Genomic DNA, 12,620 nt, shown 5'->3' on the forward strand with positions numbered 1-12,620 from the left:
GGGAACGGCAGCGTGCGCACCGCGCGTATTTCCCCACGGCCACCCATGCCCCGGCAAAACTCGCAAAAGCTGCGCGCAGGCGGGCTGGCGGCCCATCAATGGCACGACAATTGCATCGTTGCCATGGCGAGCGGACACCAAAAAGAGACAACCGAGGGCGGCGCTTCATGATCAATACCTATCAGCTCTACCAGAACTACGCCGACGCCACCGATCCGCTGCGGGCCTGTGCCCGCATGATGGCGCCCCTGCTGGGGGCGACCTGGCCCGGTGTGCCGGTCAATCCGGCCTTGCGCAAGATGGCCTCGGCCTGCGAGGTCTTTGCGCGGACCCAATTGACCCATGCACGCCCGCCTTTCGAGATCGGCGAAGTGCTCGATGGCGGACGCACAATTGCGGTGCATGAGGAGGAGATCAGCGCCACGCCCTTCTGTGGCCTGCTGCATTTCCGCAAGGAAACCTCGGCCGCACAGCCCAAGGTGCTGGTGGTGGCGCCCATGTCGGGCCACTTCGCCACGCTCCTGCGGGGCACCGTCAAGACCTTGCTGCGCGACCACGACGTCTACATCACCGACTGGCGCAATGCCCGCGATGTTGCCCTGGAGCACGGCCGCTTTGGCCTGGATGAATACGTGTCCCACGTGATCGGATTCCTCGGCGTGCTGGGACCCGGTGCGCACCTGCTGGCGGTGTGCCAGCCGACCGTGGCCGCGCTGACCGCCGCCTCCGTCATGGCCGAAGACAATCATCCGGCCCAGCCGCGCACCATGACGCTCATGGCCGGCCCCCTCGACACCCGCGTCAACCCCACGGCCGTCAACGCGCTGGCCAAGAGCAAGCCGATCAGCTGGTTCGAGAAGAACATGATCAGCACCGTCCCGGCCCGCCATGGCGGGGCCGGGCGGCGCGTCTATCCGGGCTTCGTGCAGTTGAGTGCGTTCATGAACATGAACCTGAACCGCCACGTCGACGCCTTCCGCAAGCTGTATCACCATCTGGTGGAAGGCGAGGAGGCGCAGGCCGCACAGATCAAGGATTTCTACGAAGAATATTTCGCCATGGCCGACCTGCCGGCCGAGTTCTACCTGGAAACGGTGCGCACGGTGTTCCAGGAACATGCGCTGCCGCTGGGCAAGCTGACCTATCGCGAGCGCGTGGTCGACCCGCGCGCCATCCGCCGCACGGCGCTCTTCACCATCGAGGGCGAGAAGGACGATATCTGTGCGGTCGGCCAGACCGTGGCCGCACAGGAAATGTGCAGCAACATCCGGCCCTACATGCGCCTGCACCATGTTCAGACGGCCGTGGGGCATTACGGGGTCTTCAACGGACGGCGCTGGGACAACGAGATCTACCCGCGCCTGCGGGATTTCATTAACATGCATCACAGGTGAGCTTGCGGCGTGCTTGCCAACGCGAGTGAAAGACTTAGTTTTCAGGATCGAAAAATTAAGTTTTTCTTCCCCCGGCACTAACACTCTCACCTACACTCACAACGAGGTAGCCCCAACAGGAAAGTATCAGGAAAGTAATAAGGCGGTAAGAAAAACAAGGTATGCAGGAGAACGGCTCCGCATGTCGCCAACAACCAAGCCCCGCGCTTGACCATTTGCTTGTCGTAAAGGAATTCCATGTCGATCCACGTGGCCCTGAACCATGTCACCTCTTACAAGTACGACCGTGCCATCAACCTGGGTCCGCAAGTCATCCGCTTGCGTCCCGCCCCGCACAGCCGTACCCGCATCCTGAGCTATTCGCTGCGCGTGCTGCCCGAGCCGCACTTCATCAACTGGCAGCAGGACCCGGAATCGAACTACCTGGCGCGCCTGGTATTCCCGGAGAAGACCACCGAATTCAAGATCGAGGTCGATCTGGTGGCCGAGATGTCGGTCATCAACCCCTTCGATTTCTTCCTCGAACCCTATGCCGAGGAGTTCCCCTTCGAGTATGCCAAGGACCTGCAGAACGAACTGATGCCCTACCGGCAGAAGCTGCCGCTGTCGCCGCTGTTTGAAAAATTCCTCAAGAGCATCCCGCGCGAGAAGGTCGGCAGCGCCAATTTCCTGGTGGCGCTGAACCAGAAGCTGGCCAACCACATCGGCTATACCATCCGCATGGAGCCCGGCGTGCAGACGCCGGAAGAAACGCTGGAGCTGAAATCCGGCTCCTGCCGCGATTCCTCCTGGCTGCTGGTGCAGTTGCTGCGTCACCTGGGGCTGGCGGCGCGTTTCGTGTCCGGCTACCTGATCCAGCTGACGGCCGACCAGAAGTCGCTCGATGGTCCTTCCGGTCCCGAGGCCGATTTCACCGACCTGCACGCCTGGTGCGAAGTCTATCTGCCCGGTGCCGGCTGGGTCGGGCTGGACCCGACCTCGGGCCTGTTTGCCGGGGAAGGCCACATCCCCTTGTCCTGCACGCCGGAACCGGCCTCGGCCGCGCCGGTCAGCGGCCTGGTCGATCCCTGCGAAGTGGAGTTCGAGCACCTGATGTCGGTCAAGCGCATCTGGGAAGCGCCGCGCGTGACCAAGCCCTACACCGAAGAGCAGTGGATCGCCATCGAGAAGCTGGGCCATGCCATCGATGCCGACCTGCAGGCCAATGACGTGCGCCTGACCATGGGCGGCGAACCGACCTTCGTCTCGCTGGACCACCCGGACGAACCGGAATGGAATACCGCCGCCCTGGGCGCGACCAAGAAGCCGCTGGCCGCCGAGCTGTATCACCGCATGCGCGACAAGTATGCTGCACAGGGCCTGCCGCATTTCGGCCAGGGCAAGTGGTATCCCGGCGAGCAGCTGCCGCGCTGGGCGCTCAATTGCTACTGGCGCCGCGATGGCGAACCGATCTGGCTGAACCCTGAACTGATCGGCGACGAGACCCAGCCCAACGTCAGCGACAAGATCGTCACCAGCCATTTCCTGCACCGCGTGGCACAGCGCCTGCAGGTGGACGGCAAGAACGTCTTCCCGGCCTATGAAGACGTGTTCTACTACATGTGGCGCGAGCGCCGCCTGCCGGGCAATGTCGATCCCTTCGATTCGCGCGTGGATGACAAGCAGGAGCGCGAGCGCCTCATGAAGGTCTTCACGCAAGGCCTGCAAAGCGCGGTCGGCCATGTGCTGCCGCTGGCGCGCCGCGACGATGGCCGTGGCTGGCAGAGCGGGGCGTGGTTCCTGCGCAGCGAGCGCTGCTACCTGTATCCGGGTGATTCGCCGCTGGGCTATCGCCTGCCGCTGGATTCGCTGCCCTGGGTCAAGGAAGGCGAGGCGCCGGTGGTCTATCCGGCCGATCCGACCCAGGCCTTCCGCCCGCTGCCCAGCAGCGCCGAGATCCGCCGCCAGCTGGGCAGCCCGCAGGAGCCTGCTGCGCTCCTGAAGAAGGCGGCCAGCAGTTCGGCTGCGATTGGCGTTGAAGGAAAGGCTGCGGCGGGTAATGCAGCCAATGCGGCCAATGCCGCTGCTACGAGCAGTGCGGCCCAGTCTGTGCCGGCCCCCTTCGAATCGGCCAACTGGCTGACCCGCACGGCCCTGTGCGCCGAGGTGCGCAATGGCGTGTTCTACCTGTTCATGCCGCCCTTGTCGCAACTGGAGCATTACCTCGAACTGGTGGCCGCCATCGAAGCGGTGGCCGAGGAACTGAAGCAGCCGGTGCTGCTGGAAGGCTACGAGCCGCCGCACGATCCGCGCCTGCGCAAGTTCAGCGTCACGCCCGATCCTGGCGTGATCGAGGTCAACATCCAGCCGGCCAACAACTGGAGCGAACTGGTCGAGCAGACCACGCACCTGTATGACGCCGCACGCGCCTCGCGCCTGACGACCGAAAAGTTCATGCTCGACGGCCATCACTCCGGCACCGGCGGCGGCAATCACATGGTGCTGGGCGGCATCACGACCAGTGATTCACCTTTCCTGCGCCGGCCCGATCTGCTGCGCAGCCTCATCTCGTACTGGCACAACCATCCTTCACTGTCCTACCTGTTCTCGGGCATGTTCATCGGCCCGACCTCGCAGGCGCCGCGCATCGATGAGGCGCGCAATGATTCGACGGTGGAAATCGAACTGGCCTTCAGCGAGATGGACAAGCAGGTCGCCAAGGGCGATTGCCCGCCCTGGCTGGTGGACCGCCTGCTGCGCAATCTCTTGATCGACGTCACCGGCAACACGCACCGCGCCGAGTTCTGCATCGACAAGATGTATTCGCCTGACAGTGCCACCGGCCGCCTGGGCCTGCTGGAACTGCGCGCCTTCGAAATGCCGCCGCACGCGCGCATGAGCCTGACCCAGCAACTGCTGCTGCGCGGCCTGGTGGCGCGCTTCTGGAAGGATCCCTACAAGCCGGCGCGCCTGGTGCGCTGGGGGACTGAACTGCATGACCGCTTCCTGCTGCCGCATTTCATCGAGCAGGATTTCGCCGATGTGATGGCCGACATGAACGAGGCCGGCTATCCGATGCGTGCCGAATGGTTCGCGCCGCACATGGAATTCCGCTGCCCCAAGATCGGCGACTATGCGGTCAAGGGCATGCAGGTCGAACTGCGCACCGCGCTCGAACCCTGGCATGTGCTGGGCGAGGAGAACAGCGGCGGCGGTACGGCGCGTTATGTGGATTCCTCGCTGGAACGGCTGCAGGTCAAGATCAGCGGCATGGCCTCCGATCGCTATGTGCTGACCTGCAATGGCGTCTCGGTGCCGCTGCAGCCCACCGGCATCGTCGGCCAGTTCGTGGCCGGCATCCGCTATCGGGCCTGGCAGCCGCCTTCGGCGCTGCATCCGACCATTCCCGTGGATACGCCGCTGACCTTCGACCTGGTCGATACCTGGAACGGCCGCAGCCTGGGCGGTTGCCAGTATCACGTGGTGCATCCGGGCGGCCGCAATTACGAGACGTTCCCGGTCAATGCCTTCGAGGCGGAAAGCCGCCGCCTGGCGCGCTATTTCCGCACGAACCATACCCCGGGAAAATGGCAGGTCACGCCGGCGCGGGCGTCTATCGAGTTTCCTTTTACGTTAGACTTACGCTACTTCTAAAACTGAGCCGGGCGCCGTTCCTGGCGCGGCGCGCCGCCCGGCACGCCGTGCCCACCGGGATCTTCCGGCGTGCGCAGCCCGGCCACCACTGACTTATGCCCCAGCGTCTCCTGGAAAGCTATCCAGTTGCCAGCGATCGTTACGACGAGATGCTGGCGGCTGACGGCCGCCTGCGCCCGCACTGGCGAACGCTGATCGACCAGCTTGAAAACCTCTCGCCGGAGATGCTGCGCCGGCGCGCCAACGAGGTGCGCGACGCCATCGCCTCCGATGGTGTGACCTACAACGTCTATGCCGACCCCAAGGGCGCCAACCGCCCCTGGGAGCTGGACCTGCTGCCGCATCTGGTCTCTTCCGAACAATGGGATTTCCTGGAACGCGCCGTGGCCCAGCGTGCGCGCCTGATGAACGGCTTGCTCGCCGACATCTACGGCCCCCAGGACCTGATCGCCGAAGGCCTGCTGCCGCCGGCGCTGGTGTTCGGCCAGCACGGCTACCTGATGCCTTGCCATGGCTGGCAGCCGCCCGGTGGCGTGCACCTGCATGCGTACGCGATCGACCTGGCGCGCTCGGCCGACGGTACCTGGTGGGTCGTGTCGGACCGCACGCAAGGCCCGTCCGGCACCGGCTACGCCCTGCAGAACCGCCAGATCATGTCGCGCGCCATGCCGGAAGCCTTGCGCGACATGCATGTGGAGTCGCCCCATCGCTACTTCCATACCCTGCGCGCGATGTTGACGCGCCTGGCCCCGGCCCAGGGTGAAGTGCCGCTGATCGTGCTGCTCACGCCCGGCCCCTACAACGAAACCTATTCCGAACACGCTTTCCTGGCGCACACGCTGGGTTTCCCCTTGGTGGAAGGGGTGGACCTGACGGTGCGCAGCGACCAGGTATTCTTGAAGACCCTGAACGGCCTGCGCCGCGTGCACGCCATCCTGCGCCGCATGGACGACGACTATTGCGACCCGCTGGAACTGCGCGCCGATTCCGCCCTCGGCGTGCCGGGCCTGACACAGGCCGCACGCCTGGGCAATGTGGTCATCGCCAATTCGCTGGGCAGCGGCGTGCTGGAATCGACCGCGCTGCACGGTTTCCTGCCGGCCATCAACGAGCGACTGTATGGCGAATCGCTGCTGTTGCCGTCGGTGGCGTCGTGGTGGTGCGGCGAAAAGCCGGCACTCGATTACACGCTGGCGCATCTGGATGAACTGGTGATCGTGCCGGCGTTTTCTTCGATGCGCATGCAGCCGGTGTTCGGCCATACCGTTACGGGCACCGCGCGCCGCCGCCTGATCGAAAGCCTGCAATTGCAGCCGCACGCTTATGCCGCCCAGGAATGGGTGCGCCTGTCGCAAGCACCGGTGATGTCGCGCAGCGGTGACTATCGCCTGATGAACCGCACCATCAGCCTGCGCGTATTTGCGGTGGCCGATGGCGAAGGCGGCTACCAGGTCATGCCGGGCGGATTGACGCGGGTGGCGCCACGCCAGCGGCGCGACGTGGTCTCGATGCAGCAGGGCGGCACCAGCAAGGATGTGTGGGTGCTGCGGGAAGAGGAGCGCCCGGACCCGGCCCTGGCCGATGACGGCCATGGTGCAAAAAACGTCACGGTCATCAGGGGCACGGTGGATGTGTCCTCGCACTCGGGCGAGAACCTGTTCTGGATGGGGCGCTATTCGGAGCGCGTGAAGAATCTCTCGCGCCTCTTGCGCACCACCCTGCAATACACCATGGATGGCCAGACCGAGAGCCGTGGCATGCTGGGCAGTGTCTCGTGGATCTGCAGCCAGCTCGGCGTGCAGATGCCCAAATCCGATCCGCGCCCCACCATCACCGGCCTGCAGCAGAGCCTGCAGGCGGCCGTGGTCGATCCTTCGGCACCGGTGAGCGTGGCCACGCAGTTGCGCCAGCTCGCCAATGCCGCCTACCAGGTGCGCGAACATCTGTCCTTGGACAACTGGCATGCCCTGACCAAGATGCCGGCCATGGTGCAGGAACGCATCAACACACCGGCCGCTGCACAGCATGTGCTGGGCAATGTCATCGATGCCTGTTCGGGCCTGGCCGGTCATGCGCTGGATGACATGACGCGCGATGCCGGCTGGCAGTTCCTGATGGTGGGCCGCCACATCGAACGCATGGCCAACATGGCCGCGCTCTTCGACAACTTCCTGCGCCTGCCGCCGCAGCGCCAGACGGCGGCGCTGTCCTGGCTGCTGGAGGCGGCCAGCAGCATCGTCACCTATCGCGTGCGCTATCGCCGTACGCCCGAGTGGCTGCCGGTGCTGCACCTGCTGGTGTTCGACGTCAGCAATCCGCATGGCATGGCCTACCAGTTCCGCATGCTGCAGCAATACATGAGCGAGATCGCTCAGCAACTGGGCTTGCTCAGCATGACCATTCCTGCCCACCTGACCAGCCAGCTGGAGGCGATGAACCTGACCGAGTTTGCGCACGATCATCCCAACGTCGCCGAGGCCAATGCACGCCTGACGCAATTGATGCGCGACGCCGTCAGCGGTGGCTACATGCTCTCGGATGATCTCTCGCGCCATTACTTCACGCCGCTGACCGCACCGGTCAGCCAGGGGGTATGACATGAGCGAGCGCACCGTCTACCGCATCCATCACCAGACCACTTACCAGTATTCGCTGCCGGTGCGGCTGTCGCATCAGGTGCTGCACCTGACGCCGCGCGAACTGCCGTGGCAGCAATGCCTCTCGCATACCGTCAATGTCTTGCCTGCGCCGCAACTGGTGCGCAGCTACGAAGACAATTTCGGCAACGTCATCAAGGCCTTCTCGCTCGATACCGACCACACCAGCCTCGATGTGCAAGCGGATTCCTGGGTCGCGCTCACACCGCGTGCGCAGCCGCAACCCGGCATGCAGTGGGAGGAAGCAGCTACCGTGATGGCCTATCACGGCGGCCGCATCATGGCGCCGGGCATGCTGGAGGCGTCCAATTTCCTGTTCGAATCCTCGCATGTGCGCATCAAGCGCGAGTTCATCCGCTATGCGGCCGAGTGCTTCAGCCCTGGCCTGTCGGTAGTGGAGGGGGTGCGTGCCTTGATGATGCGCATCCATGAGGAATTCGCCTTCGATCCGGCGGCCACCACTGTGTCCACACCGGTGACGGAAGTATTTACCAACCGGCGCGGCGTGTGCCAGGACTTCGCGCACCTGATGCTGTCCTGCCTGCGCTCCATCGGACTGGCGGCGCGCTATGTGAGCGGTTATCTGCTGACCGAGCCGCCGCCGGGACAACCCCGCCTGATCGGGGCCGATGCCTCGCATGCCTGGGTCTCGGTGTATTGCCCCGGTGCGGACGGTAGTGAGGGGACGTGGATCGACGCTGATCCGACCAATGGCGTCTTCCCCGATACCAGCCACATCACGCTGGGCTGGGGACGCGATTTCCTCGACATCTCGCCCTTGCGCGGCGTACTCATCGGCGGCGGGCAGCAGACCATGCAGGTGGCGGTGACGGTGTTGCCGGGGGAAGAGGCGCAGGGTTTGCAGCTGTCGATCTGAGCGCAATTTTCTGTATTGTCGCCGCAGCGTCGCCATAAAACACAATGGCCACTATTCGAAAGAATAGTGGCCATGTTTGTTTTTACGCCAAGCTCGGGATTGCGCTCAATGTGCGCTTGCGTCCGCCACCATCAGCGGCTTGCCGCCATCAGGACGATTGCGGTCCGAGGCCTGCTTGACCAGCAAGGCCACCGTGGAGACCAGCGCAGCCACGGCCACCACCGCGAACACTTCGCTGAATCCCAACTGGCGGCGTGTGAGTTCGGCCACCAAGAAGGAGCCGGCAATGCCGCCGAAGCGCCCCACACCCAGCATCCAGGCCACGCCGGTAGCACGGCCACGGGTCGGATAGTAAGCGGCGGCCAGCGCCGGCAGGGAAGATTGCGCGGTATTCATCAGGGTACCGGCCACGAACACCACGACGGTGAGCACACCCACATTGCCTACTGCCTGCCCGATGGCAAACACGGCCACGGCCGTGGCGGCAAAGCCGATGGCGATGACGCGGTTGGCGTTGTAGCGGTCCATCAGCCAGCCGAACAGGATGGCACCCACACCGCCCAGCGGGAACAGCGCGGCAATCAGCGTGGCGGTCTTGGGGGCCAGGCCGGCATCCTTGAACAGCACCGGCATCCAGTTCACCAGCGCATAGAAGATCACCAGGCCCATGAAGTAGGCCAGCCACAGCATGCAGGTGCCGACCAGGTAGCGCGGTTCGAACAACAGGGCGATGCCGCTCTTGCCGGTGGCGGCTTCGCCTTGCGGGCCGGTCTCGGCCAGGGTGAAGCGATTGAACGCGGCGGCTGAAGAAGAGATGCGGCGCAGGACCGCGCCGATGCGCTCGGCCGCATAGCCCTTGGCCACCATGTGGCGCACTGACTCCGGCAGGCTGGGCAGCATCACCAGCAACAGCAGCAGCGGGGCGGCACCGCCCAGCATGAGCACGCTGCGCCAGCCCCACAGCGGGATCATCCATGCCGCCAGGAAACCACCCAGCGCCGCCCCCAGCGGGAAGCCGCAGAACATGGCATTGGTCAGCATGGCGCGGCGTGCGGCCGGACTGTATTCACTGGTGAGCGTGACCGCATTGGGCATGGCCGCACCCAGGCCCAGGCCGGTCAGGAAGCGCAGGATGGTCAGCTCCTGCAGGTTGCCGGCGAAGGCCGAGCCCATGCAGGCCACGCCCATGACCAGCACCGACAGCAGCAGGATCTTGCGGCGGCCGTAGCGGTCGGCCAGGGGGCCGGAGGTGAGCGCACCGGCGGCCAGGCCGAACAGGGCGGCGCTCAGGACGGGCGCCAGGTCCGGCTTGGCGATGCCCCAGTCCTTGAGCAACGAGGGGGCGATGAAGCCGATGGCGGCGGTGTCGAAGCCGTCCAGCAGGACGACGAAGAAGCACAGCGCAAAGATCAGCCATTGATAGCGCGAGAAGGGCTCGCGGTTGATGAAGGCCTGGACGTCCAGGGCAGGGGTTTCTGGTCTCATGTCTCTCTCTTCTGGATATTGGGGGGTACGGCTGTTTTAATTTTTCTGCGAAAAGTATAAAACAATGCGGCCGCTGTGTGTTCGGTCAGTGCGCATCTGTGCGGTAAGCGAACGGAATCGTGAGTTATGAAAGATTGCACAAGGGCCCCCGCCCGCTGGATCAGAGCGGGCAGGGCTGCGCAGGAGGGATGAAGAAAACCGCCCTGAACCCGGGCCAGCCTTGTCGGTGGCCCCGGGTCAGGAGGGGTCAGGGCGTGCGGATGTGATCGATCAGCGCGATGGTGGCTTCATCCGGCGGCGGCGTGAGCAGGCTCACGATGACCATGGCGGCCATGCCCACCGGGACGCCGAAGATGCCGGCCGAGATCGGCGCGATATGGAACCACTGGCCGGCCGCGCTGCCGCCAAAGGACGGATTGGTGTGCAGCATGTAATACACGCACATCAGGAAACCGCAGACGATGCCCGCAATCGCGCCGGGCAGGTTGGCGCGCTTCCAGAACACGCCCAGCACCAGCGCCGGGAACAGCGTGGAGGCCGCCAGCGAGAAGGCGGCGCCGACCATGGAGAGGATGTCGCCCGGTTTCAATGACGCGGCGTAGGCGGCCAACAAGGCCACCACCAGCAACAGCAGCTTGGAAATGGTCACGCGTTTTTGTGTCGAGGCGCTGGGATCCACCACCTTGTAATACACATCATGCGAGAGCGCATTGGAGATGGTCAGCAGCAGTCCATCCGCAGTGGAGAGCGCTGCGGCCAGCCCGCCTGCAGCCACCAGTCCGGAGACGAAATACGGCAGGCCGGCGATCTCGGGCATGGCCAATACGATGATGTCGCCATCCATGGAAATCTCGCCCAGCTGCACCAGGCCATCGCGATTGAGATCGTTGATGGAGACCAGCGGATTGAGCTTGTCCATATTGGCCCAGTAATACACCCAGTCGGGCAGATGGCTGTAGCTGCTGCCCACCAGCGAGGTGTAGATGTCGTATTTCACCAGGACGGTCAGTGCCGGCACGGTGAGGTAGATCAGCATGATGAAGAACAGCGTCCAGAATACCGAGCTGCGCGCGCCCGCTACGGTGGGCGTGGTGTAGTAGCGCATGAGGATGTGCGGCAAGGCGGCGGTGCCCAGCATCAGGCAGAACACCAGCGCCAGGAAATTGTTGCGTTTGATGTCCGAGCTTTGCTGGTCGCGCCCCGGGAAGGGCTCGGTTTGCGAGACCGGCGGCTGTGCCCGTGCCTGGTTGGCTGCGCGTGCTTCGGTCCACTTGCGTTCGGCCTCCTCGGGCGATTTGGGATAGGACGACAGCGCGCGGCTGGCGGCCTTGATGTCGGCCAGCGATGCGTGCGAATCACGCCGGATCTGGTCGGCCTGGTTCTGTGCCTCGACACGGCCATCGAGCCAGGATTGCGGCAGGCCCTTGAGCTTGCGGTCGTAGTCTTCGGCGCGCGCCTGGAAGATCTGGCGCACTTCCTTTTCCTTGGGGTCGTCTTCCAGCTTGTGTTCCAGCGCCGAGAGCTTGGGCAGCACCGCGCCATAGGCCACCGGCGGCACCGGTACCGTCGCATGCTTGGCCGAGAGCCAGATCACCGGGATCAGGTAGGCGAACAGGATGATGATGTATTGCGCCACCTGGGTCCAGGTGATGGCGCGCATGCCACCCAGGAAGGAACACACCAGGATGCTGGCCAGCCCCAGGAAGATGCCGATGGAAAAATCGATGCCGGTAAAGCGCGAGGTGATCAGGCCCACGCCATAGATCTGCGCCACCACATAGGTGAAGGAGATCAGGATGGTGGCCGCCACCGCCAGGATACGGATCACGTTGGCACCGTGGCTGCCGGGTTTGCCCGGATAGCGTGCAGCCAGGAAATCGGCGATGGTGTATTGCCCGAATTTGCGCAGGTAGGGCGCGATCAGCAGAGCCACCAGGACGTAGCCGCCGGTCCAGCCGAGGATGTAGGCCAGTCCGTCGAAGCCCTGCAGGTAGAGGCCGCCAGCCAGGCTGATGAAGGTCGCCGCCGAGATCCAGTCGGCGGCCGTGGCCATGCCGTTGAAGAGTGGCGGCACGCGCCGTCCGGCGACGTAGTATTCGGGCACGTCGGAGGTGCGGCAGACCACGCCAATGCCGGCATACAGGCCGATGGTGACAAACAGGAACAGGTAGCCGATCCATGAGCGCGGCATGCCTTCGCGCTCCAGGATGGCCAGCACGCACAGGAAGATGATGAAGCCCAGCGTGTAGAAACCATAGTAGCGGCACAGGCGCCGGAAGAAGTCCTTGTTACTCTCCATGCCAGTGCTCACCTTGTTCACGTCGGACCAGTTGTTCGATGCGGCGCATGCGGCGCACGTAGAGGACCACGATGGCCAGGTAGATCAGCATCATGCCCTGCGCGGCCATGTAGAAGGAGACCGGCCAGCCGAACAGGTGTACCCGGTCCAGTTCGCGCGCGAAGTAGATGAAGAAGAAGGTGGCCGCGAACCACAGCGCCAGCAGCCAGGCCGTCATGCGGCGGGTGCGGTGCCATTGGTTGCCGGGGTCCGGGGGAGGCGTGCCGTGGTCCATG

The 12,620-nt window shown here is 64.4% G+C and carries 7 protein-coding genes; 4 read left to right on the forward strand and 3 right to left on the reverse strand.

The annotated features are described in order from the left end of the window. The first annotated feature begins 167 nt into the window (after positions 1–167). The 4 genes from ACLRDN_RS03310 to ACLRDN_RS03325 all read left to right on the forward strand — a co-directional run bounded on the left by ACLRDN_RS03310 (position 168) and on the right by ACLRDN_RS03325 (position 8,561). On the forward strand, positions 168–1,394 hold the full coding sequence (locus ACLRDN_RS03310) for a polyhydroxyalkanoate depolymerase (protein WP_413458961.1): 1,227 nt from the start codon (positions 168–170) through the stop codon (positions 1,392–1,394). A 237-nt stretch (positions 1,395–1,631) separates the two neighbouring features. Then, complete coding sequence (locus ACLRDN_RS03315; RefSeq protein WP_413458962.1) at positions 1,632–5,027, forward strand: DUF2126 domain-containing protein; 3,396 nt, start codon at positions 1,632–1,634, stop codon at positions 5,025–5,027. A gap of 95 nt (positions 5,028–5,122) precedes the next feature. Beyond that, positions 5,123–7,624: a circularly permuted type 2 ATP-grasp protein gene (locus ACLRDN_RS03320; RefSeq protein WP_413458963.1), complete on the forward strand. Its 2,502-nt coding sequence runs from the start codon at positions 5,123–5,125 to the stop codon at positions 7,622–7,624. A gap of 1 nt (position 7,625) precedes the next feature. Further along, positions 7,626–8,561 carry a transglutaminase family protein gene (locus tag ACLRDN_RS03325; RefSeq protein ID WP_413458964.1) on the forward strand — a complete coding sequence of 312 codons (936 nt, stop codon included), beginning with the start codon at positions 7,626–7,628 and terminating at the stop codon, positions 8,559–8,561. Between the two features lie 105 nt (positions 8,562–8,666). Here the strand turns inward: ACLRDN_RS03325 and ACLRDN_RS03330 are convergent, their stop codons facing one another. The 3 genes from ACLRDN_RS03330 to ACLRDN_RS03340 form a co-directional block, all read right to left on the reverse strand. Continuing rightward, positions 8,667–10,046 carry an MFS transporter gene (locus ACLRDN_RS03330; protein ID WP_413458965.1) on the reverse strand — a complete coding sequence of 460 codons (1,380 nt, stop codon included), beginning with the start codon at positions 10,044–10,046 and terminating at the stop codon, positions 8,667–8,669. Between the two features lie 247 nt (positions 10,047–10,293). Beyond that, the gene (locus tag ACLRDN_RS03335; RefSeq protein WP_413458966.1) at positions 10,294–12,345 is read right to left on the reverse strand and encodes a sodium:solute symporter family protein; all 2,052 of its coding nucleotides are present in this window, start codon (positions 12,343–12,345) and stop codon (positions 10,294–10,296) included. Then, the gene (locus ACLRDN_RS03340) at positions 12,335–12,619 is read right to left on the reverse strand and encodes a DUF4212 domain-containing protein (RefSeq protein WP_034329583.1); all 285 of its coding nucleotides are present in this window, start codon (positions 12,617–12,619) and stop codon (positions 12,335–12,337) included. Before ACLRDN_RS03340 ends, ACLRDN_RS03335 begins: the two co-directional genes overlap by 11 nt. Between the last annotated feature and the right edge of the window lies 1 nt (position 12,620).

The organism is Herbaspirillum huttiense, assembly GCF_047300815.1.
Lineage (GTDB): Bacteria > Pseudomonadota > Gammaproteobacteria > Burkholderiales > Burkholderiaceae_D > Herbaspirillum > Herbaspirillum huttiense_A.

Bases quoted from the DNA above. Each gene is read 5' to 3' on its own strand.
- ACLRDN_RS03310 (WP_413458961.1), top strand. From the start codon at position 168: ATGATCAATACCTATCAGCTCTACCAGAACTACGCCGACGCCACCGAT.
- ACLRDN_RS03315 (WP_413458962.1), top strand. From the start codon at position 1,632: ATGTCGATCCACGTGGCCCTGAACCATGTCACCTCTTACAAGTACGAC.
- ACLRDN_RS03320 (WP_413458963.1), top strand. From the start codon at position 5,123: ATGCCCCAGCGTCTCCTGGAAAGCTATCCAGTTGCCAGCGATCGTTAC.
- ACLRDN_RS03325 (WP_413458964.1), top strand. From the start codon at position 7,626: ATGAGCGAGCGCACCGTCTACCGCATCCATCACCAGACCACTTACCAG.
- ACLRDN_RS03330 (WP_413458965.1), bottom strand. From the start codon at position 10,046: ATGAGACCAGAAACCCCTGCCCTGGACGTCCAGGCCTTCATCAACCGC.
- ACLRDN_RS03335 (WP_413458966.1), bottom strand. From the start codon at position 12,345: ATGGAGAGTAACAAGGACTTCTTCCGGCGCCTGTGCCGCTACTATGGT.
- ACLRDN_RS03340 (WP_034329583.1), bottom strand. From the start codon at position 12,619: ATGGACCACGGCACGCCTCCCCCGGACCCCGGCAACCAATGGCACCGC.